A 21848-nucleotide genomic window follows, 5' to 3' on the forward strand; every position below is an offset into this window, starting at 1 on the left:
TCAATAGCCTCGCGCATGGTCGAAGAGGTTGGGCAGGGGCTCGCCCCGCTCGAAGCCGGCGATGGCGGCGGCCACCGCCGAGGCACGTTCCGCCCGGCTCGGCAGGCTGGCGACATGGGCGGTGACGATGGCCCGTGGATGGGTCCAGAGCGGATGGTCGGCGGGCAGCGGCTCCGGCTCGAAGACATCGAGGACGGCGCCGGAAAGCCGGCCCTCGTCGAGGGCCGAGACGATGTCGGGCAGCACCTGCTGCATCCCCCGCCCCACGCCGATATAGCCCGCCCCGGGCGGCAGCCGCGCCAACGTCGCGGCATTGATGATGCCTCGCGTCTCCTCGGTCGCCGGTAGCAGGCAGATGAGGATGTCGCTGCGCGCCAGGAAGGCGCCCATCTCGCCCGGCCCGGCATAGCTCTCGACGCCGGGCACCGATTTCCGCCCGCGCGACCAGCCGATCACCGGGAAGCCGATGCCGCGCAGCATCATGGCCGTCCGCGCGCCCATGTTGCCGAGGCCCATGATGCCGACGGTGCGCTGGCTCGCACGATGCGGCGGCTCGACGAAGTCCCAGCGCCGCTCTGCCTGGGCGATCGCCATCCGCCGCGCCTCCTTCAGCAGCGAGAGCGCCGCCCAGCAGCAGAACTCGCCCATCCGCTCGGTCGCCGCGGGGATGCTCATCCGCACCAGCGGCACATGGCGTGGATAGTCGCCGTCCGCGACGATGCCATCGACCCCGGCGCCGGAGCCGAAGACCGCCCGCAGCCCCGGCATGGCGGCGAGCCGGCCCGGCTCCGGGTCCCAGACCAGGGCGTAGTCGACCTCCTCCGGCCGCGTCGCGGGATCGTCCCACCAGCGGAGCTCGAGCCCGGGGGCGCAGCCGGCGAAGCAGGCCCGCCATTCCTCCATGGCGGCCTCGCCCCCGGATTTCACCACCATCACGCGCCGTGCCGCCATCCGGACCTCTCAGCCTGTCCTCCGCCTCTTAGCATGTTTCGGGCCACCCCCTTGCAGCCGGGCGGCGGAGGCGGGAACCTCGCCCGGTCGTCATCAGGCCCGGGAGCCCCGCCATGAGCCATCCTCTCTTCGCCCCCGGCTTCAAGACCAGCCCCTGGTGGTGGGAGGCAGCAGAGCCGCCGCAGCGCGCCAACGCCCTGCCCGACCGGGCCACCGTCGCCGTGGTCGGCGGCGGCTATGCCGGTCTCTCCGCCGCGCTGACGCTGCGGCGCCTCGGCCAGCCCGTGGTGGTGCTCGATGCCGAGCGCATCGGCTGGGGCGCCTCCTCGCGCAATGGCGGCATGGTCTCGGGCGGGCTGAAGATCGTCGGCCCGGCGCTCGAGGCGGTCCATGGGCGGGAGCGGGGCCGCGCCATTGCGCTGGCCGCCGCCGCCAGCCTGCCCTTCATCGAGGAGACCATCGCCCGCGAGGAGATCGACTGCGACTATGTGCGCTGCGGCCGCTTCGCCGCCGCCTGGTCGCCGCGGCACTACGACGCCATGGCCCGCAAGGCGGAGCTGCTGGAGGAGATCACCGGCCTGCCCGCCCGCATGCTGCCGAAATCCCGCCAGCGCGAGGCCCTCGGCAGCGACCACTACCATGGCGGCATGATGGCCGCCGCGACCGGCAGCCTGCATCCCGGCAAATATGCCCGCGGCCTGGCGGCGGCGGCCGAGCGCGCCGGCGCGCTGCTGGTCGATGGCGTCCGCGTGCAGGGCATCCACGAGGAGGCAGGCGGCTTCCGCATCGCCACCGACCGGGGCGAGCTGCGCGCCGATGCCGTGCTCGTCACCACCAACGGCTATTCGCTCGACCGGCGCGGCACCGCCAGCCCCTGGCTCGCCCGCCGCCTGGTGCCGCTGAACAGCTACATCATCGCCACCGAGGAACTGGGCGAGGAGGTCATCGACCGCCTCTTCCCCGGCCGCCGCATGATCTCCGACAGCAAGCGGGTGCTGAACTACTTCCGCCCCTCGCCGGACGGCAGGCGCGTGCTCTGGGGCGGCCGCGCCAGCTTCCGCGCCGCGACGGCCGAGCAGAGCGCCCCGGCGCTGCATGGCTACATGACGGAATGCTTCCCCGAGCTGGCCAAGGTGAGGCTCACCCATGCCTGGACCGGCAACGTCGCCTTCACCTTCGACAGCCTGCCGCATATCGGCGTGGAGCGCGGCATCCACTACGCCGCCGGCTGCCAGGGCAGCGGCGTCGCCATGGCGAGCTGGCTCGGCCACAATGTCGCGCTGAAGCTGGCCGGCGCCGCGAACGAGCCCTTCCCGCTCGACGGCCTGCCCTTCCCGACCCGGCCTCTCTATTCAGGCAACCCGAATTGGGTGCTGCCCTTCATCGGCGGCTGGTTCCGCCTGCGCGACCGCATCGACCGGAGGGCGGCGTAGGCATCGAGGAGAGTGTCATGTCGGATACCGAGGCCGAGCCGGACTATGACCGGCTGCTGCGCGAGAACCTGGAGCGCGTCTTCAACGAGAGGGATGCCGGACGGCGCGCGGCCGCCCTGGAGGAGCTCTATGCGCCTGACCCGGTGATGTACGAGCCGGGCAATGTCGTGCGGGGCCGGGCAGCCATCGGCGAGGTCGCCGGTGCCCTCCTTGAGCAGTTCGGCCCGGCCTTCCGCTTCAGGCCTGCCGGTGCCGCCGTGGGCCATCATGGGCTGGGTGTCCTGCCATGGCAGGCCGGGCCCGAGGGCGGCCCGGTCACCGTCACCGGGACGGATGCGGCGGAGATCGCCGATGGCAGGATCGTCCGGCTCTGGGTGCTGCTCGACCCCCCTCCCGGTTGAAACCTTGCCATCCGGGCCGGGACGCGGTACAGGAATATTCGCCTAATGACGTCCCGCGGCCCGGCCCCCGCCTCAATCCCTCAAAGCCTAAAATTCCACGCCACAACCGAGATTTATCAAGGACTTGGTTGCAGCCATCTGAAGCGGATTGAAGTCGATTGAGGCCAGCCGGGCGATCCCGGGCCCCGCCGGCCGCATTGACAGCGGCGGAGCCCTGGCCGAAGGGACGCCCCGTACCGGAACCCCTGTTGTGTCCTATACCGTTCACGAAATCTTCCTGACCGCCCAGGGCGAGGGCGCCAATCTCGGCCGCACCGCCGTCTTCATCCGCTTTGCCGGCTGCAACCTGTGGACCGGCCGCGAGGAAGACCGCGCCGATGCCGTCTGCCGCTTCTGCGACACCGAATTCCGCGGCGGCGAACGCTACGATGCCGCCGGCCTGGTCGCCGCCGCCGCGGCGCTCTGGCCCGCCGGCGCTCCCGGCCGCTTCTGCGTGCTGACGGGCGGGGAGCCGCTGCTGCAGGTCGATGCGCCACTGCTCGCGGCGCTGCGCGCCGCCGGCTTCACCATCGCCGTCGAGACCAACGGCACCCAGCCCCTGCCCGGCCCCATCGACTGGGTCTGCGTCAGCCCCAAGGCCAACGCCCCCCTCGCCCTGACGGCGGCCGACGAGCTGAAACTGGTCTTCCCCCAGGCCGGCATGGACCCGACGGCCTTCCGCGACTTCCCGGCACGGGAGCGCTGGCTCTCGCCGATGGATGGGCCGGCGCTGACCGAGAACACCGCGGCCGCAGCGGAGTACTGCCTGCGCCACCCGGAATGGCGCCTGAACATCCAGGCGCATAAGAGCTGGGGTGTGCGCTGAAGGGCGCTACCCCCAGTCGTACCGCGCCATGATCGCCAGCGCCTCCGCCCGCAGCAGGTCGCCGCGGATCTCCGGCATGCGCCAGCCGGGCCGCCCCTCGGCCCAGGCGGCGGCGCCGGTGAGGTCGGCCTCGAAGAGCCGCCTCGCCCCCGGCACCTCGGTCCCGCGCGCGGCGAAGACCACGCGGCGGAGGCCGAGCTGGGTGATGGCGCAGCTGCACATGAGGCAGGGCTCGCAGCTCGTGTAGAGCGTGCATTCGGCGAGGCGCTTCCGGTCGCCGAGCCGCGCCCAGGCATCGCGCAGCGCCACCACCTCGCCATGCGCCGTGACGTCATGGTCGGCGGCGACGGTATTGTGGCCCTCGCCAACCACCTGGCCACCGGCATCGACCACCACCGCGCCGAAGGGCGCCTGGCCGGCATCGAGCGCCGCCTCCGCCGCCGCCAGCGCCCGGTGCATGAAATCCTCGTCCTGCATCCGCCCCGCCTCCTCGCCGGCCGCGAACGCGCCAGATGCCCTGGCGTCCCGGTCCATGCGGAGGGATGCTCCCCGGCCAAGGAGGAACGAACCATGCCAAGCCGCCGCACGCTGCTCGCCGCCCTGGCCCTGCCCGCCCCTGCCCTGGCCCAGGCCCGGCCGATGCGGATCATCGTCCCCTTCGCCGCCGGCGGTTCGGGCGACATCACCGCCCGGCTGGTGGCGAAGCATATCGAGGGCACGACCGGCCAGCCCGTGGTGGTGGACAACCGCCCGGGCGCCAATGGCGTCATCGGCACCATGGCGGTGAAAACGGCGGCGCCCGACGGGATGACCCTGCTGCTCGCCACCAGCAGCACCCACTCGGCCAATCCGAGCCTGGTGCGGGACCTGCCCTATGACCCGGAGCGGGACTTCACCGGCATCGGCATCTTTGCCTCGAATGGCGCCTATCTCATGGTCCGGCCCGAGGCGCCCTGGCGCGACGTGGCCGCGCTGGTGGCGGATGCGAAGGCGCGGCCGGGCAGGATGTTCTTCGGCCATTTCAACGCCTCCTCCCGCCTGCCTGGGGAGATGCTGAACATCATGGCGGGGACGCAGGTCCAGGGTGTGCCCTACCGCGCCATCGGGGCCGCCTTCGGCGACCTGATCGCCGGGCGGCTCGACCTCATCTTCGTCGATACCACGGCGGGCGATGCCTATCTGGCACAGGGCCAGACCCGGGCCCTGGCGGTGACCGCGCCGCGCCGCTGGGCCCGCTGGCCAGACCTGCCGGCGATGGCGGAGACCTGGCCGGACTACCACCTCACCGGCTTCCTTGGCGTCGCCGTCCCGGCCGCCACGCCCCGCCCCATCGCCGAGCGCCTGAACGGGCTGGTCAACGAGGCCGGCCAGGCGGAGCCGGCGCGCAGCCGGATGCGGGAATTCGGCCTCGACCCGAAGGTGCTCGACCTCGAGCAGATCGCCACCCTGCTGCGGGCGGAGCGGGAGAAATGGGCCCGCTTCGTCAGGCTCGCCGGGATCGAACCGGAATAGGCCGGCTCACCCGAAGCGGTTCGACTTCGGGAAGCCGTTCGGCGGCAGCTTGCCCGCCCCAGCACGGTTGCCCCGCCAGGGCGTCACATCCGTCTCGGTCCGCACCCGGTCGCCGAGCCACCAGCTCAGCCCCTCCTTGCGGGTGAAGACCTTGGCATCCGACAGCCCGCCATCCTTGTAGGATTGCAGCTGCACGCCCCGCCCGCGCGCCATCTCCGGCACCTGGTCGAGCGGGAACAGCAGCAGCTTCCGGTTCTCGCCGATGACGGCGACCATGTCGCCCTCGGCGGGGACGCAGACCGCGGCCTCCTTGCCCGGCTCCAGCACCAGCACCTGCTTGCCCGCCCGCCGCTCGGCCAGCAGCTCGGCGCCGGGGACGATGAAGCCGCGCCCGTCCTGCGCGGCGACGAGGTAGCGCGCGCCCTCGGCCGGGACGAACAGCTCCAGCACCGCATCCTCGTTGGTGAGCTCGACCATCAGCCGCACCGGCTGGCCGTCGCCCCGCCCACGCGGGATGGCCTCCGCCTTCAGCGTATAGGCCCGGCCATTGGTGGCGAAGAGGATGAGGCGGTCCGTGCTCTGCGCATGAACCAGGCGGTGCAGGCTGTCGCCCTCCTTGAAGCGCAGCTCCGCATCCTCCGGCAGGTGCCCCTTCTGCGCCCGGATCCAGCCCTTCTCCGAGAGGATGACGGTGATCGGCTCCCGCTCGACGAAGGCGTTCTCGTCCACCGCGATGGCCGGCAGCGCGCCACCAGAGACGGTGCGCCGCTTGCCCAGCGCCCCGTCACCGAAGGCCTTCCGCGTCTCCTCGATCTCGGCGGCGATGGCGTTCCAGCGCTTGGCCTCGGAGCCCATCAGCCCCTGCAGCGCCTTCTGCTCCTTGCTGAGCTTGGTGTGCTCGCGCCTGATCTCCATCTCCTCGAGCTTGCGCAGCGCGCGCAGCCGCATGTCGAGGATGGCATTGGCCTGCATCTCGGTCAGCGAGAAGGTCGCCATCAGCGCCTCCTTCGGCTTGTCCTCCTCGCGGACGATGCGGATCACCTCGTCGAGGTTGAGATAGACGATGAGATAGCCATCGAGGATCTCGAGCCGCCGCGCGATCGCCGCCAGCCGGTGCTCGGTGCGACGCACCAGCACCACATGCCGGTGGTCGAGCCAGGCGCGCAGCACCTCCTTGAGGCTCATCACCCGCGGCGTGCGGTCCGCATCCAGCACGTTGAGGTTGAGCGGGATGCGGTTCTCCAGCTGGGTCGCGCGGAACAGCGTCTCCATCAGCATCGCCGCATCGACGTTGCGCGTCTTCGGCTCGATGACGATGCGGACCTTGTCGGTGCTCTCGTCGCGGATATCGCCGAGCAGCGGAAGCTTCTTCTCCTCGAGCAGCTGCGCGATCTGCTCGATCAGCTTCGCCTTGGCGACCTGGTAGGGGATCTCCTCGATGATGACCTGGTAGGCGCCGAGCTTGCCCTCTTCCTTCCGCCAGCGCGCCCGCACGCGGAAGCCACCGCGCCCGGTCTCGTAGGCCTCGCGCAACGCCTCGGCGCTTTCGACCAGCGTGCCGCCGGTCGGGAAGTCCGGCCCCTGCACATGGCGCAGCAGATCCACGGTCTCGGCCTGCGGATTGCGGATCAGCTCCAGCGCAGCGCCGCACAGCTCCCCTGCATTATGCGGCGGGATGCTCGTCGCCATGCCGACCGCGATGCCGGTCGCGCCATTCGCCAGCAGGTTCGGGAAGGCCGCCGGCAGCACCACCGGCTCCTGCTCCTCCCCGTCATAGGTCTGGCGGAAATCGACGGCGTTCTCGTCGATGCCCTGCAGCAAGGCCTCGGCGACGGTGGTCAGCCGCGCCTCGGTGTAGCGCATGGCCGCGGCGTTATCGCCGTCGATATTGCCGAAATTCCCCTGCCCATCGACCAGCGGGTAGCGTGCGGCGAAATCCTGCGCCTGGCGCACCAGCGCCTCGTAGATCGAGGCATCGCCATGCGGATGGTACTTGCCCATCACATCGCCGACGATGCGGGCGCATTTCTTGAAGCCTGCCGCCGGGTCGAGCTTCAGCTGGTGCATCGCCCAGAGCAGCCGGCGATGCACCGGCTTCAGCCCGTCCCGCACATCCGGCAGCGAGCGTGACATGATGGTCGAGAGCGCATAGGCCAGGTAGCGCTCGGAGAGCGCATCCGCGAGATGGGTGTCGCGCATGCCGCCGCCATCCGGGGCACCGGGAAGGGTCTTGATATCGTCGGGCATGTTTCGCCGTTTTCGTGCTTTGTTCTCAACGGCAGTCTAGCGGAGGCGGGCTGGATTTGCCACCCATACCGCGTCCGTTGCCGCCTCGACACGAGACCGGGATTGCCCGCCGGGGCGGCAGGGAGGCCACCTGCCGCCCGCGCCCCGGTCGTGTGCCCGCCCCCGCCGGAGCAAAAACTGCGCCCGGCCCGGGTCCCGGGCCGCCCGTGGTCCGTTAGCATCGCCGGCGACGGGACAAGGAGCGGAGCGATGCAGCGTCGGACCATCATGACAGGGGCGACCACCGGCCTCGCCGCACTGGCAACCCCGGCCCTGGCCCAGCCCGCCCCTGCCATCCGCTGGCGCATGGCGACGAGCTGGCCGAACAGCCTCGACGCGCTGCAGGGCTCGGCGGTCAATCTCTGCAAGCGGGTCGGCCAGCTCACCGACGGGCGCTTCGAGATCCGCTGCTTCGCCGGCGGCGAGCTGATGCCCGCGCTGCAGGTGATGGACGCCGTCCAGGCCGGCACCATCGAGTGCGGCCACATCATGTCGTCCAACTTCATCGGCAAGAACCCGGCCTTCGCCTTCGATGCCGGCCTGCCCTTCGGCATGAACATCCGCCAGCAGGCCGCCTGGCTGCATGACGGCGGCGGGCTGGAGCTGATGCGGGCGCTCTATCGCCGCAGCAACCTCATCCCCTTCCCCGCCGGCAATTCCGGGGCGCAGATGGGCGGCTTCTTCCGCAAGGAGATCCGCACGCCGGAGGACCTGCGCGGCCTCAAGATGCGCATCCCCGGCCTCGGCGGCAGCGTGATGGCGAAGCTCGGCGCGGTGCCGCAGCAGATTCCGGGCAGCGAGGTCTATGCGGCGCTGGAGCGCGGCACGATCGACGCCGCCGAATGGATCGGCCCCTATGACGACGAGAAGATCGGCCTGCACAAGGTGGCACCCTACTACTACGCGCCCGGCTGGTGGGACACCAACGCCACCATGTCCGTCCAGGTCTCCCTCCCCGCCTGGGAGGCGCTGAGCCCGGGCTTCAAGGCCGCCTTCGAGGTCGCCTGCAACGAGCAGTTCATGCTGATGCCGACCCGCTACGACGCCCGCAACCCGGATGCGCTGCGCCGCATGCTGGCCCAGGGCGTGCAGCTCCGCATCTTTCCACGCGCGGTGATGGAGGCCTGCTACAAGGCCGCCTTCGAGACCTATGAGGAGATCGCCCAGTCCAGCGAGGATTTCCGCACCATCTACGGCCCCTGGAAGCGCTTCCTCGAAAGCTCCAACCCCTGGTTCCGCGTGGCGGAGGGCAATATGGACGCCTTCCGCTTCAGCCACGGGATCCCGGGCTGACGCGGAGGCGCCGGCAGGTCATGCGAAATGCGGCATGACCCGCTCGGCGAAGGTGCGGAGCGAGCGGGCCAGCACCTCGGTCGGCACATCCGGCATCTGCATCCGCAGCACGAGCTCGGTCGGGTGCAGCGCCTCGATCAGCGCCTGTACTCCCTCCCGCGCCGAGGCCGGGTCACCGACCAGGAAGCGCGAGGCCAGCGCCTCGAAGGCCAGCGGCGCCGCCTCGGTGACCAGCGCGCCGGCATCGTCGCGCAGCGCCCGCTCGCCGGACGCTGATTTCTTGCCGTAGAGGCCGAAGAGCTGGCTGGTGCCCGGCCCGCCATAGCGCACCGCCTCCGAACGGTCCTCCAGCACCAGCGCCTCGCGGATCACCGGCCGCTCGGTCGGCACATAGCCGAAGCGGGCGGCGGCGGCCTCGTAGCGGGCGAAATGCTCCTGCAGCTCGGCCGTGGTGTGGCGCGGCGAGGCCGTCACCGGCACGCCGCGCCGCGCCGCCCGCTCCAGCATCTTCGGTCCCGAGACGCCGTACCAGATCGGCAGCTCCGCCTGCACCGGCCGTGGCTGCAGCGGCAGATGCGGCACGCGGACGAAGCGCCCCTCGAAACCGATGTCCGCCGGGTTGCGCCAGGCCTGCTGGAGGAAGTCGATGATCTCCTCATGCCGCTGGAAGCGCTCCTCATAGGCGAGGCCGCGGCCGGCGAATTCCTCCCGCACATAGCCCGGCGCGGTGCCGAGCCCGAGGCGCCCATTCGAGAGGTTGTCGAGCGTCGCCAGGTCCTCGAGCAGCTGCACGGGATGATAGAGCGTGCTGACCAGGATGTTCGTCACCAGCCGCATCCGCTTCGTGATGCCGGCCGCCATGGCGAGGGCCAGCAGCGGGTTCGGCAGCCAGCCATCCTCCTGGAAATGATGCTCGGTGATGTGGACGCCGTGATAGCCGAGGCTCTCCGCCAGCGGCAGCACCTCGGCCATCTGGGCGAAGCTCTCCCGGTGGGAGAGCAGCCCGCCCTCCGGCGCGACGAAGCTGAACATGACGGAGAATTTCATCGGGCAGCCCCCCTCGTGGCGCAGGCAAGGGCGACGCCGCAGGCCTCGGCGGCGCGGCGCACGGCCGCCAGCACCTCCAGCACGTTCGGTCCGTCGCTGTGGATGCAGACGCTCTCGACCTCCATGGGCAGGGTCGTGCCACGGCTGTTGGTCAGCGTGCCGCGGGTGAGGATCTCGGTGATGCGGGCCTCGATCACCGCCGGCTCCACCGGGCGCTTGCGCCGCTCGACCAGCAGCATGCCATCATCGGCATAGTCGAGGTCGGGATAGGCCTCGGTGACGACCCGCAGGCCCCGCGCCCGAGCCCGCGCGGTGAACACCTCCCCCACCAGCCAATAGATCGGCGCCCCGGGCGCGGTGCCGGTGATGGCGTCGAGCGCCGCCTCCGCCATCTCCGGGTTGCGCAGGACATGGAACATGGCGCCATGCGGCTTCACATGGTTCAGCGGCAGGTCGTGGATGCGCAGGAAGGCCTGCAGCGCGCCGACCTGGTAGGCGACACAGGCATGCAGCTCGGCGGCGCTCAGCGCCATCACCCGGCGGCCGAAGCCGGCCAGGTCGGGCAGGCCCGGATGCGCCCCGACGGCGACGCCGGCGGCGCGCGCCGCGCCTGCCGTCTCCATCATGATGACCGGGTCGCCCGCATGGAAGCCGCAGGCGAGGTTGGCGGTGGTGACGAGGGGCAGCACGGCGGCATCGTCGGCCATCCGCCAATTGCCGAAGCCTTCACCCATGTCGCAATTGATGTCGAGAATTCTGGCGGCCATGCGGTTCCCCCGGCAGGACTGGCCGAAACCTGAGCATCCCGGGGACTGCTAGGCAATGGCCGCGGAGACACGGTCCTGCAGCATCCCCCGCGCCGGGGGCGGGCCGCGATGCTGGTGGCCGAAGGCGTCGCGCGCCAGGAAATGCCCGGTGAGCCGCAGCCCCGCCAGGCATTCCGCCGCGCTCACCGGCCCGGACTGGCCGAGCAGGAAGCGCGGCAGCGGCAGCAGCCGCCCCGCCCAGGGGCCGGCCGCCGCGGCGCTTACTGCCCGGCCGCTGCGGGGCGAGACCCAGGTGAGGTCCTCCATCCCGCCGGTCAGCGCGCAACGGGTGAGGTCGAGGCCGTAGCCGAGCTCGGTCAGCAGCTCCGCCTCCCAGCGCACATAGTCGGGCAGTGTCGCCAGGGCGCCCTCGGGCAGCCGGGCGATCAGCGCCACCAGCCCCTGGAAGCAGCGCGGATGTGGCTCCCGCTCCGGCAGCGCCCCCTCGGCCACCGCACAGGCAGCGGAGAGCAGGGCAAGGGCCAGCGGGTCCTCCAGCGCCAGCGCGGCGGCGGGATGGACCAGCTCGCCCGAGAGCGAGCCGAGCTGGTCCGGCAGCCGCGCCACCCAGCGCGCCTCGACCAGGTTGCCCGGCATCCAGAGCGAGGATTGCGCCCGCGAGGCGCCGCCCTTGGCGAGCCCGGCATGGCGGCCCAGCGCCTCCGTCAAAAGTGTCACCACGGCGCCCGATTCGCCATGCGGCCGGGCGCCGAGGACGACGGCCGGGCCTTGCCACTCGGTGCTCATGGGCGGAGAGATGGTGCGGGGCCGTTGCATTTTCGAGGGAGAGGCGGGCTGCTCACCATCCATCCGGGCGGGGCCCGTCTCGCTGCCGACCTGCCACCCGACGCCGTCTGGCTCGACCTGCTGGAGGGAACGGAGGAGGAGAAGGAGGCCGTCGCCCGCGCCACCGGCTTCCGCGTGCCGACCCTCGAATCGCTGCGGGAGATCGAGAGCTCCAGCCGCATGTCGGCCCAGGGCGAGGTGCTCTATCTCAGCCTGCCCGTCATCGCCCGCACCGCGGAGGACCGGCCGGTACTGACGCCGCTCGGCCTGGTGCTCTCGCCGCACCACCTGCTGACGGTGCGCTTCGCCCCGGTCGGCGCGGTGGAGGCACTGGCGGACCGGCCGCAGGAGCTGACCGGCAGCTTCACCGCCTTCGTCACCCTGCTGGAGGTGCTGGTCGACCGCATCGCCGATGCGCTGGAGCGGATACGGACCGAGCTCGACGGCCTCTCCCATGCCGCCTTCGAGGCCGAGCAGCCGCAGCGGAACCGCCCGGCCGAGATGGACCGGCGCCTCCGCCGGACGCTACGCGCCATTGGCCGCACCGGCGACCATGTCTCGGTGCTGCGGGACACGCTGCTCGGCGTGGAGCGCATCCTTCCCTTCGCGGCGGAGCAGGCGAAGCACTGGATCCCGCCCGGCACCGACAACCGGGTGCGGACGCTCCGGCAGGACATCGCCTCGCTGAACGACTACGATGCGCGGCTGTCCGACAAGGTGCAGTTCCTGCTCGATGCGACGCTCGGCTTCATCAGCATCGAGCAGAACAACACGATCAAGATCCTGACCGTGGTCTCGGTCGTCGGCATCCCGCCGACGCTGGTGGCCAGCATCTACGGCATGAACTTCAAGTACATGCCGGAGCTGGACTGGCTCTGGGGCTACCCCTGGGGGCTGCTGCTGATCCTGCTCAGCGCCGTCATCCCCCTCATCGTCTTCCGGCTGAAAGCCTGGCTGTAGGCAGCCCCTTCAGTCGAGGCTGCCGGCCAGCAGCGCCGCCACCTGCCGGGCGAACCCTGCCGGGTCGCGCGGCACGTCGCCATCCTGCAACCGGGCAAGGTCGAGCAGCGTGCCAGCCTCCGCCTTGAGGTCGCCCTCCGCGCCGGCGAGCTTGCGGATCAGCGCATGGCGGGGGTTGATCTCCAGCACCGGCAGCCCGGCGCCGAAGCTCCGCCCTGCCCGCCGCAGCAGGCGCTGCATCTGCAGGTCGGGCCCACCCGCCGGTGCCGCCAGCACCACGGCGCTGTCGACCAGCCGGTCGGTCGCCCGCACCTCCGAAACCTCGCCCTCCAGCGCCGCCTTCAGCAGGGGGAGGAGCTTCCCCACATCTGCCGCCTCGCCCGCCTCCGTCCCGCCGCCGATCTTCGACAGATCAACCGCGCCCTGGGTGATGCTGCGGATAGGCTTGTCGTCGAAGCGATCCAGCCGCTCCGGCCAGAAGGCGTCCACCTGGTCGGAGAGCAGCAGCACCTCGACGCCGCGGGCGCGGAAGCCCTCGAGCTGGCTCGACTTCGCCAGCGCTTCCGCATCGTCGCCGACGAGGATGTAGATCGCCTCCTGCCCTTCCTTCATCCGCGAGACGTAGTCAGGCAGCGAGGTCCAGCCCTCAACTGCGGAGGAGCGGAAGCGCAGGAGCGGCGCGAGGTCCTTCCGGTACTCGTTGTCCTCCCAGACGCCCTCCTTCAGCACCGGGCCGAAATTCTCCCAGAAGCCGGCATAGGATTCGGCATCCTTCGCCTTCGACTTCAGCTCCGACAGCACGCGGCCGGTGACGGCCTTGCGGATGCGGGCGAGCGCCGGCGTCGATTGCAGCATCTCGCGCGAGACGTTGAGCGGCAGGTCCTCGGTATCGACCACGCCCTGGACGAAGCGCAGCCAGGGCGGCAGCAGCGCCGCCTCCTCGGTGATGAACATCCGCCGGACATGCAGGCGCACGCGGCTGTCCCGCTCGCCCTCGACCGGATTGAAGGGCTTCATCCCGGGAATGAAGAGCAGCGCGGCGAATTCCGTCGTGCCCTCGGCCCGCCAGTGCAGCGTCGCCCAGGGCTGGTCGAAGGCATGGGCGATGTGGCGGTAGAATTCGGCGTACTGCTCCTCGGTGACCTCGGATTTCGGCTTCCGCCAGAGCGCGGTGCCCTCGTTGGCGGCCTCGTCCTTGCCGTCCCGGGCGATGGTGATGGGGACGGTGATGTGGTCCGCCCATTTCCGGATGATGGTCTGAAGCCGGATCGGCTCCAGGAACTCCTCGGCATCCGCCTTGATGTGCAGGGTGATGGTGGTGCCCGGCTCCTCGCGGCTGGCGGGCGCCAGGGTGAAGTCGCCCTGCCCCGCCGAGGCCCAGGCCCAGCCCTCCTCGGCGCCAGCGCGGCGCGAGACCACCTCCACCCGCTCGGCGACCATGAAGGCCGAGTAGAAGCCGACGCCGAACTGCCCGATCAGGCTCGGCCGCTCGCCCGGCTTGGCATCCGCCAGGGACTGGGTGAAGGCCCGCGTGCCGGAGCGGGCGATGGTGCCGAGATTCCGCGCCAGCTCCTCCTTCGTCATGCCGATGCCCTGGTCGCTGATGACGAGCGTCCGGTCTGCCTTGTCGGGAAGGATGCGGATGCTGGCGCCCTCGGGCAGGGCGGGGACGGATTGGGTCAGCGCCTCGAAGCGCCGCCGGTCCATGGCGTCGGCCGCATTGGCCACCAGCTCCCGCAGGAAGATCTCACGGTCCGAATAGAGGGCGTGGACCACCAGATCCAGCAGACGCCCCACCTCGGCGCCGAATTCATGCCGCTCGACCGTCTCGCTCACGCCTGTCCTCCAGGGAAGGATTGCCTATCCGGCGGGGCGATATGCAAAAATCGTCGCCCGGATTCAAGGGCTATGCAGCAGCCGCCAGCTCCTGGTGCAACCCGGCCAGGATGCTGAAGGAGCGCTTGCGCGCCTCATGGTCATGCATCGCCGCCGTGACCATCAGCTCATCCGCCCCCGTCTCGGCAACGAATTCCTGCAAGCCCCGCCGCACCGTCTCCGGCCCGCCGACAATGGAGCAGGCCAGCGAATGCTCGAGCATCGCCCGCCCATGCGGGTCGAGCCGGCTCTCCATGTCCTCGACCGGCGCCGGCAGCTTGCCCGGCCGGCCGCGGCGGAGGTTGAGGAAGCTCTGCTGCAGCGAGGTGAAGAGGAAGCGCGCCTCGGCGTCCGTCGGCGCGGCGAAGATGTTCACCCCGAGCATCACATGGGGCTTCGACAGCCGGGCCGAGGGCTTGAAGCGCTCGCGGTAGATGGCCATCGCCTGCCGCATCTGGTCGGGCGCGAAATGCGAGGCGAATGCATAGGGCAGGCCGAGCGCAGCGGCGAGCTGGGCGCCATAGGTCGAGGAGCCGAGAATCCAGACCGGGACATCGAGCCCCTCCCCCGGCACCGCGCGCAGCGCCTGGCCGGGCTGGGCCGGCTCGAAATAGGCCATCAGCTCCATCACGTCGCGCGGGAAGTCCTCGACATCGCCGGCGAGGTTGCGGCGGATCGCCACCGCCGCCCGCTGGTCGGAGCCGGGCGCCCGGCCGAGGCCGAGATCGACCCGGCCGGGATGCAGCGCGGCCAGCGTGCCGAATTGCTCCGCCACCATCAGCGGGGCGTGGTTCGGCAGCATGATGCCGCCGGCGCCGATGCGGATGGTGCTGGTCGCCGCCCCGACATGGGCCAGGGCCACGGCCGTCGCCGCGCTGGCGATGCCCGGCATGTTGTGGTGCTCCGCCATCCAGAAGCGCTGGTAGCCCAGCCCCTCGGCATGGCGGGCGAGATCCGCCGAGTTGCGCAGCGCCTGGCCGGCCTCGCTGCCTTCGGGGATGGGGGAGAGGTCGAGGACGGAGAGCGGGATCATATCCGGTATATGGGTCGGGCCAGGGGCGCCTGGAACCCCGTCCCTCCCCATCGGATTTTCCATCCTGCAGAGCCTGTGCGCCGACACTGAACCCAGTCATGGGCTGAACCGGACCTAGGCGTTGACGCCCCTGAAGAAGTTCGGCGGCCACCACCGGGCCAAAGTGCCGGTACCGTGATGATGGTCCTGACGCCAGAATAACCATCTCAGGCCAGGACAAGGTCTCAGCCCTGCTGCTGAGGATGGGCCGGCCTCTCTTTCCGCCGGAGTAATGCCGCCGCAGAACACACGGGAGAGGCACTTCCGAAGGTGGGCGGACAGGCTTCGTCCTGATCTCGGAGACCTTCGATGATTACTCGCATACATCAGCCAGCCGTCATCTTTGCCCGGCCGGCCAACCTGGATGGAAATGCCCCCCGGCGGTCCACCAGGACCCAGATCGTGCAAATGGGACAGGAATTGCCGGACGTGCCGCCACATCTGCAGGCTGCCAGGATCGTCGCGCTGACGGCGGTGCCCGCAAGCCCCTTCGCCCAGAGGCCGAGCGCCGCCCCTTCCGACCGCCCTGGTGGCCAGGAGGCCTATCCCGATTGGGGAGCCGGGCGCGTCCTGTCGTGCCAGGTGGATGACAGCGGGCGGACCCACGGGGAGTGGTGCCCATGATGGACATCGACACGAACGGTACGGCTCCGCAGGCCCGATGGGATGGCCGGCGCGTGCTCTTCGAGGTGCAGCACGACATGCAGGTCGTGCCCTGCGCCGTGATGCCTGTCGTCATACGCGAACTGGCCCCCGGGCCATGCTTCAAGACGAAAGACGTCCTGAAATGCTTCATGGCGGCACGTAGCCGGATCGAGGCGGCCGTGCACAGCAAGCTCCAGCGGCGCACTATCCCCTACCCCACGCCGCTCACGGTCTGGTCGAGTGATCTCGAAGACCATGCCGCGGCGATACGCATGGCGGCCAAGCTTGATTCATGAAGCGCTTCTTACGGGACACGATGTTCAGATGACGGCCATGCTCAGCCTAGCGTCCTTGATCCTGATACTCAGCGCGATCTCCATGGTGGCAGGCTTCGGTCCGCCTCGGCAGACGTCACCGGTCCCGACCGGCAAGGGAAAACGCCGATGAGTCCGAAGGCACCATCAATCCGTTTTGCCGCCGCCATTCCTTCGGTCCGCCCATGCTGGCGCTGATCAGGCGCAGACTCCGCGTCCTGCGGTACCGGCGCCGATGGAGCGCACTGGCCGCTGCAGCCGCCAGCCAGATGGACCGTGCGACCGTGTTGCACGAGCGGAATACGCCGACGCGAGCCAAGACCGGATTTCGGCTCCTGCTCCAGCGTCATCGTTCCTCCTGGTGAGCCTCGCGGTGACCAGGGAAGACAGCAAGCCCTTGGCCTATCGTCGACAGACGCATGTTGCTTCGTTGATTCCAGGAAACAAAGGAATTCTCAAATGCCAATGCGAGCTTATCGGGCGTCGACCGCTTATGCGGGTGCGCACATCTCGGCCAATATGTGGCTATGGATCGCCGCCTTCGCCGCCATTACGGCAGTGATGTGGGTGCTGAACTGGATGAGCCCGAATTCCGGCATATGGGCGCATCTGGTCGTGCTCGCCGCCATGATTGGCGGCACCCTGGTGATGATCCAGAGCCAGGTCGGTTACGTGTCGCCCTATGCACCGAAGGACGACGACGAGGTCATCACCCCTGCCGTCCCGCGCGCCTGATCCAATCCTACAGCCTGTCTCGGATGCCACTGCCCTGAGGATTGCCGGCCGCTTATGCGGGCGACATGCCGAGACCTGAGCCTGGGACTCCGGGTTGCTGCTCGCAGACCATAAGACAGTGTGTTGGGGGGCCATGGCCGGTCCCGGCGCGGGGGTTCCAGGCTCTCCCCCCCACCGGGGATGCGGTAATGCCGGCCGGGGTCGACAGGGCGATGGGCTTCCCGCCCGATTGCGGCAACCGGATCCCCTCCATACCGCGGAGGCGCGAGTATCATCTCGGCCCGCTTCGCCGCCTCCGGGACGGTGGAGAGGCGGGAGCGGATAGCGGGATCACGACTGCCATACGGACCGGGTCGAGGGCGCCTGGAACCCCGTCCGCCCCCGCCAAAGCAGCCAGGCCGCGATCACCATGGTCAGCGCATTCCAGGCAAGGCCGTTGATCACCGCCATCTGGTAGGAGGCGGTGGCATCGAAGATGGCGCCCGACATCCAGCCGCCGAGCGCCATCCCGACCAGGGTGGAGGACAGCACCAGCCCGACCCGGAGCCCTGCCTCCCGCGGCGGGAAGCTCTCGCGGACGATGATCGCGTAGCTCGGCACGATCCCGCCCTGGAACAGGCCGAAGACCGCCGAGATGGCATAGAGCGAGGACAGCCCGTCGAAGGGCAGGAAGAGCGAGAGCGCCACGGCCTGCAGCGTCGCCCCGAGCAGCAGGGTTGCCCGGCTGCCGATCCGGTCGAGGATCCAACCCGAGGCGAGGCGGCTCACCACGCCGCAGGCCAGCATGAGGGAGAGCATCTCCGCCCCCCGCGCCGCGCCATAGCCGAGATCGACGCAATAGGCGACGATATGGACCTGCGGCATCGCCATCGCCACGCAGCAGGAGATGCCGGCGACCATCAGCAGCGCCTGCAGCGCATTGGGCGGCAGGCCGAAGGTGCCGCGATGGCCATTCCGGCCTTCCCCCTGGACGGGCGCTGCCGCACCCTGCACCGGTGGGGGCCGCCGCAGCACCAGCGCCAGCGGCAGCATGGTGACAAGGCAGAAGACCCCGACGCCGATATGCGTCTGCCGCCACCCCACCGTCTCGATGAAATGCGAGAAGACCGGCGGCCAGAACGCCCCGGCGAAGTAGTTGCCGCTGGCACAGAGCGAGACCGCCAGCCCCCGCTGCCGGGCGAACCAGAGCGAGGTATCGGCCACCAGCGGCCCGAAGGTGGCGCAGGAGCCGAGCAGCCCGACCAGCACCCCGTAGATCACCGCAAACTGACCCATGCTGCCGGCAAAGGCGCTGGCGACATAGCCCGCGGCCAAGGCAACCGTGCCGAAGATCACTGGCACCATCACCCCGAACCGGTCTGCCGCCCGCCCCATGGCGATGCCGCCGATGGCGAAGCCGATGGTGGTCAGCGTGTAGGGCAGCGAGGCCCCGGCGCGGAGCGTGCCGAATTCCGCCTGCACCGCCGGCAACGCCACGACGATCGACCAGAGCCCGACGCCGCCGAGCGTGCTGAGCGCCACCGAAGCGGCGAGGCGCATCCAGGCATAGCGGGAGTCCACGCCCCCGGGCGTCGCAGCCATGCGGTTTCCTCCTGACATTTCTCGCAGCATGCCAGGGCCGCAGGCGGGGCGCCATGCTTGACCCCGGAGCGCACAGGCTTAGCCTCTGCCCACCAGGGAGGCGACGATGACGGCGGAGATCGACAGGGCGATGGGCTTCGCGCCCGATTACGACAGCCCGATCCCCTACATGCAGCGGACCCGCGAGTATTACCGGGCGATCGGCTATGACCCCTATCGCTGGGCGCATTACCGGGACGTCCCCTTCTCGCCCCTGCGCAAGCCGCTGGCCGAGAGCCGCCTGACCCTCATCACCACGGCCGCACCCTTCGATCCGGACAAGGGCGACCAGGGACCGGGCGCGGCCTACAACTCGGCCGCCAAATTCTACCAGGTCTATTCCGGCCGGATGGATGAGGAGCACGACCTTCGCATCTCCCACATCGCCTATGACCGGAAGCATAGCCCGGCGACGGATGCGCGGGCCTGGTTTCCGCTCCACGCCCTGCGAGACGCAGCTGCCGCCGGCCGGATCGGTGAGTTGACGACGCATTTCCTCGGCGCGCCGACCAACCGCAGCCACCGCCATACGGTGGAGGTGGACTGCCCCGAAATCCTCTCCCGCTGCCTGCAGGATGGAGCGGAGGTGGCTGTGCTGGTGCCGAATTGCCCGGTCTGCCACCAGACCGTCAGCCTGACCGCCCGCTACCTGGAGCAGCACGGAATCCCGACCGTGGTGATGGGTTGTGCCAAGGACATCGTGGAGCATTGCGGCGTGCCACGCTTCCTGTTCAGCGACTTCCCGCTCGGCAATGCCGCCGGACGTCCGCATGAGCCGGATAGCCAGGCGGCGACGCTGGAGCTCGCCCTCCGGCTGCTGGAGACGGCGGCCGGCCCGCGCAGCACGCTGCAATCGCCCCAGCGCTGGGACGAGACGGGGGAATGGAAGCTCGACTACCTCAACCTCGAGCAGATCGGGGCGGAGGAGCTGGCCCGTCGCAAGGAGGAATTCCTGCGCCAGAAGGCCATCGCCAAGGGGTTGCGCGAGCAGGCGGCATGAGCGGCACCCGCCCCTTCGAGGGTGTCCGCATCCTCGACTTCACCCAGGTCCTCGCCGGCCCCTTCGCCAGCTACCAGCTCGCGCTCCTCGGCGCGGATGTGGTGAAGGTGGAGCGGCGCGAGGGGGAGGACATGCGTCGGACGCCCCTCTCCCGCGAATGGGCGGAGCGCGGCATGGCCTCGGCTTGGCAGGCGGTGAACGGCAACAAGCGCAGCCTCACCCTCGACCTGCAAAAGCCGGAGGCGCGGGAGATCATCCACTGCCTCGCCGCCGAGGCGGATGTGGTGATGGAGAATTTCCGCCCCGGCGTGATGGACCGGCTCGGCCTCGGTTATGAGGCGCTCTCGGACATCAACCCACGGCTGATATTCTGCAGCGTCTCCGCCTTCGGCCAGACCGGGCCGGACCGGCTGGAGGCAGGCTATGACGGCCGCATCCAGGCCATGTCCGGCATCATGGCGATGACCGGCCATCCGGGCGGGGACCCGCTGCGCGCCGGCTTCGCGGTCTGCGACCAGCTCTCCGGCATGACGGCTGCCTTTGCCGTCGCCTCTGCGCTGTTTCAGCGGACGCATACCGGGCGCGGGCAGCGGCTCGACGTCTCCATGCTGGAATCGACCCTCGCCTTCCTGGGCGGCCAGGTCGCCGACTGGACCGTCGCCGGGCATCGGCAGAGGCCCTGGGGCAACCAGGCGGTCAGCCGGAAGGCGACAGCCAACCTGTTCCGTGCCCGCGACGGTCACCTCCTGCTCGCGGTGAATACCGACAAGCAGTACGCGTCGCTGATGCAGGCCATCGGCCGCGCCGATGCGCTGGAGGAGCCGCGCCTCGCCGACTGGTTCCTCCGCCTCGAGAATGCCGCGCTGCTGCGCGAGGTGATCGAAGGCGCGCTCGCCGCGGCCGATGCCGCCGACTGGGAGGAACGGTTGAACGCCGCCGGCGCCCCCTGCGCCCGCATCTGGCGCGTGGACGAGGTGATCGACCACCGCCAGATCCGCGCCCGCGATGCCCTGCAGGAGGTGGAGACGCCCTGGGGCCGGCTGCGCTTCGCCACCACCGGCTTCCGCATGGCGCATGGCGGTGCGCGGCTCGACCGTCCGGCCCCGGCACTCGGCGCGGATACCGAGGCGGTCCTGGCGGCTGCGGGATACGACGCGGCGCGGATCGCGGCCTTCCGCGAAGCGGGGGTGATCTAGCACTCCATTGGCAAGCGGGGACGCACCGGACAGGCGGCGAGCGGAGTTGTTCGGCGTGTCGGCCGAGGTGATGCCATGGCGACACTTGTGGATTGACAGAGGGCGCTGAAGCGCTGGCTGGTGCCGTCCTTGACCCATTGGCGGAGCGGCTGGGGCTGCCGAGCCACTTGCGGCCAGGCTTTTGCGTAACCCTGGTCGGCGGCCCAGAGGCTTGGCACCTTGTGGATGACGCGGCGCTGCCGAGGAAGGGCCGGCACCGGCTGGCGTCGCGCCGCAATGCGCCTCGGCTCCTGGTAGGACTGCCAGCGGCCAGACACTGGTCTTGCTGACCCTCGTGGCTGGTGATCGGCGAGCACCTCCCAACGGGCGAGCGGAACCACTCCCCAGCCAACCTGCCTGCTGACTTGAGCCTGCGTCGCCTCGCGGCCGCCATCAAGGCACGCCGGGTATGCGAACAGGCGCAGGCCCGAGCCGACATGCGCTGATGAGGATGCTTGCCTATTCTTTCCCGTGATGGCCCGCTGGACAGTGATGGCGTGCCTTTTCAGTCGACGCGAGCATTGACGACCGGCGGCGACAACATGTCGCTCAGCACCACCACGTCTTCAGCATATACGTCGGAGAGCGGTAGCTCTTGGCCCGTCACCAACCATTGGTCCCATTCGGCCTGCCATTGAGCGACCTCTGGCTCCTGGCCACCTATGCAGATCCAGTAGAAGCCAGTTTCGCGGTTACCGGGGTCGGTCATGCGCCACCTCCGATTGCCGATACGCATAAGCTGCAGGTTGGTTGTCACTTCCCGTTACATTTCGGACCATGGAGCGCTTTTTATCCTACAGTCGGGTGGGGCCGTCACAGCCCCGACCCTGGCCACAGCATCGTCCATGAACAGATTGCCTCAGCGGATACAGCCCTCGCAGGACTGGCAGATTGCGATGGCCGGACTGGATCTGGATGTGCCGCTCCGCCATCTCAGCGCGGGCCATGCTGGTGATGAAGCCGGAACGGAGGTTATGGCCGGAGACCTCGGCTGGATTGCCCCCGCCACGGC

At 69.9% G+C, this 21848-nt stretch carries 20 protein-coding genes and 1 pseudogene; 11 read left to right on the forward strand and 10 right to left on the reverse strand.

The features are described from left to right. A complete protein-coding gene (locus tag BLR02_RS14585) occupies window positions 1-951 on the reverse strand; it encodes a 2-hydroxyacid dehydrogenase (protein ID WP_176849575.1) in 951 nt (316 codons plus the stop codon). A gap of 113 nt (window positions 952-1064) precedes the next feature. Between BLR02_RS14585 and BLR02_RS14590 the strand changes: the two genes are divergently transcribed. The 3 genes from BLR02_RS14590 to queE all read left to right on the forward strand — a co-directional run bounded on the left by BLR02_RS14590 (window position 1065) and on the right by queE (window position 3650). Continuing rightward, window positions 1065-2384, forward strand: a complete 1320-nt coding sequence (locus tag BLR02_RS14590) for an NAD(P)/FAD-dependent oxidoreductase (RefSeq protein WP_090663708.1) — start codon at window positions 1065-1067, stop codon at window positions 2382-2384. A 17-nt stretch (window positions 2385-2401) separates the two neighbouring features. After that, window positions 2402-2785: a nuclear transport factor 2 family protein gene (locus BLR02_RS14595; protein ID WP_090663709.1), complete on the forward strand. Its 384-nt coding sequence runs from the start codon at window positions 2402-2404 to the stop codon at window positions 2783-2785. Between the two features lie 250 nt (window positions 2786-3035). Further along, window positions 3036-3650 carry a 7-carboxy-7-deazaguanine synthase gene (queE, locus tag BLR02_RS14600; RefSeq protein ID WP_090663710.1) on the forward strand — a complete coding sequence of 205 codons (615 nt, stop codon included), beginning with the start codon at window positions 3036-3038 and terminating at the stop codon, window positions 3648-3650. Between the two features lie 6 nt (window positions 3651-3656). Here the strand turns inward: queE and BLR02_RS14605 are convergent, their stop codons facing one another. Then, on the reverse strand, window positions 3657-4127 hold the full coding sequence (locus tag BLR02_RS14605; RefSeq protein ID WP_176849576.1) for a nucleoside deaminase: 471 nt from the start codon (window positions 4125-4127) through the stop codon (window positions 3657-3659). Window positions 4128-4220: 93 nt separating this feature from the next. On the opposite strand from BLR02_RS14605, the gene BLR02_RS14610 reads away from it, so the two are divergent. Next, window positions 4221-5162, forward strand: a complete 942-nt coding sequence (locus tag BLR02_RS14610) for a Bug family tripartite tricarboxylate transporter substrate binding protein (protein ID WP_143018138.1) — start codon at window positions 4221-4223, stop codon at window positions 5160-5162. Between the two features lie 6 nt (window positions 5163-5168). Here BLR02_RS14610 and parC read toward each other — a convergent pair whose 3' ends face one another. Next, window positions 5169-7409 carry a DNA topoisomerase IV subunit A gene (parC, locus tag BLR02_RS14615; RefSeq protein ID WP_090663712.1) on the reverse strand — a complete coding sequence of 747 codons (2241 nt, stop codon included), beginning with the start codon at window positions 7407-7409 and terminating at the stop codon, window positions 5169-5171. 249 nt (window positions 7410-7658) lie between these two features. On the opposite strand from parC, the gene BLR02_RS14620 reads away from it, so the two are divergent. After that, complete coding sequence (locus BLR02_RS14620; protein ID WP_090663713.1) at window positions 7659-8741, forward strand: TRAP transporter substrate-binding protein; 1083 nt, start codon at window positions 7659-7661, stop codon at window positions 8739-8741. Window positions 8742-8759: 18 nt separating this feature from the next. Here BLR02_RS14620 and BLR02_RS14625 read toward each other — a convergent pair whose 3' ends face one another. Genes BLR02_RS14625 through recO form a run of 3 tightly spaced genes read right to left on the reverse strand, consistent with a single transcriptional unit; the run spans window position 8760 to window position 11341 of the window. After that, window positions 8760-9788: an LLM class flavin-dependent oxidoreductase gene (locus BLR02_RS14625; RefSeq protein WP_090663714.1), complete on the reverse strand. Its 1029-nt coding sequence runs from the start codon at window positions 9786-9788 to the stop codon at window positions 8760-8762. Continuing rightward, window positions 9785-10555 carry a 5-oxoprolinase subunit PxpA gene (locus BLR02_RS14630; protein WP_090663715.1) on the reverse strand — a complete coding sequence of 257 codons (771 nt, stop codon included), beginning with the start codon at window positions 10553-10555 and terminating at the stop codon, window positions 9785-9787. The genes BLR02_RS14625 and BLR02_RS14630 overlap by 4 nt, the downstream gene beginning before the upstream one ends. Before the next feature lie 48 nt (window positions 10556-10603). Next, window positions 10604-11341: a DNA repair protein RecO gene (gene recO / locus BLR02_RS14635; RefSeq protein ID WP_090663746.1), complete on the reverse strand. Its 738-nt coding sequence runs from the start codon at window positions 11339-11341 to the stop codon at window positions 10604-10606. 24 nt (window positions 11342-11365) lie between these two features. On the opposite strand from recO, the gene BLR02_RS14640 reads away from it, so the two are divergent. Continuing rightward, window positions 11366-12340, forward strand: coding sequence for a magnesium transporter CorA family protein (locus BLR02_RS14640; protein ID WP_218127952.1), 975 nt, complete (start codon window positions 11366-11368; stop codon window positions 12338-12340). 9 nt (window positions 12341-12349) lie between these two features. Here the strand turns inward: BLR02_RS14640 and htpG are convergent, their stop codons facing one another. Beyond that, window positions 12350-14176: a molecular chaperone HtpG gene (gene htpG, locus BLR02_RS14645; protein WP_090560229.1), complete on the reverse strand. Its 1827-nt coding sequence runs from the start codon at window positions 14174-14176 to the stop codon at window positions 12350-12352. A 70-nt stretch (window positions 14177-14246) separates the two neighbouring features. Beyond that, window positions 14247-15248, reverse strand: a complete 1002-nt coding sequence (locus tag BLR02_RS14650; protein WP_090663717.1) for an LLM class flavin-dependent oxidoreductase — start codon at window positions 15246-15248, stop codon at window positions 14247-14249. Between the two features lie 659 nt (window positions 15249-15907). Here BLR02_RS14650 and BLR02_RS14655 point away from each other — a divergent pair. Both BLR02_RS14655 and BLR02_RS14660 read left to right on the forward strand, forming a co-directional pair. Further along, window positions 15908-16228: a DUF1488 family protein gene (locus tag BLR02_RS14655; RefSeq protein ID WP_090663718.1), complete on the forward strand. Its 321-nt coding sequence runs from the start codon at window positions 15908-15910 to the stop codon at window positions 16226-16228. A 537-nt stretch (window positions 16229-16765) separates the two neighbouring features. After that, a complete protein-coding gene (locus BLR02_RS14660) occupies window positions 16766-16981 on the forward strand; it encodes a hypothetical protein (protein WP_218127953.1) in 216 nt (71 codons plus the stop codon). Between the two features lie 330 nt (window positions 16982-17311). Here the strand turns inward: BLR02_RS14660 and BLR02_RS14665 are convergent, their stop codons facing one another. After that, a complete protein-coding gene (locus BLR02_RS14665) occupies window positions 17312-18562 on the reverse strand; it encodes an MFS transporter (RefSeq protein ID WP_218127954.1) in 1251 nt (416 codons plus the stop codon). 106 nt (window positions 18563-18668) lie between these two features. Between BLR02_RS14665 and BLR02_RS14670 the strand changes: the two genes are divergently transcribed. The 3 genes and pseudogenes from BLR02_RS14670 to BLR02_RS30435 all read left to right on the forward strand — a co-directional run. Continuing rightward, window positions 18669-19601 carry a glycine reductase gene (locus tag BLR02_RS14670; protein ID WP_090560224.1) on the forward strand — a complete coding sequence of 311 codons (933 nt, stop codon included), beginning with the start codon at window positions 18669-18671 and terminating at the stop codon, window positions 19599-19601. Then, complete coding sequence (locus tag BLR02_RS14675; RefSeq protein ID WP_090663720.1) at window positions 19598-20797, forward strand: CaiB/BaiF CoA transferase family protein; 1200 nt, start codon at window positions 19598-19600, stop codon at window positions 20795-20797. Before BLR02_RS14670 ends, BLR02_RS14675 begins: the two co-directional genes overlap by 4 nt. Window positions 20798-21129: 332 nt before the next feature. Next, window positions 21130-21305, forward strand: a pseudogene (locus BLR02_RS30435) (IS701 family transposase); the annotation flags it as partial. Window positions 21306-21341: 36 nt separating this feature from the next. Here the strand turns inward: BLR02_RS30435 and BLR02_RS14680 are convergent. Continuing rightward, window positions 21342-21545: a hypothetical protein gene (locus BLR02_RS14680; RefSeq protein WP_090560222.1), complete on the reverse strand. Its 204-nt coding sequence runs from the start codon at window positions 21543-21545 to the stop codon at window positions 21342-21344. Window positions 21546-21848 lie beyond the last annotated feature (303 nt).

This window comes from Belnapia rosea (assembly GCF_900101615.1).
Classification (GTDB): domain Bacteria; phylum Pseudomonadota; class Alphaproteobacteria; order Acetobacterales; family Acetobacteraceae; genus Belnapia; species Belnapia rosea.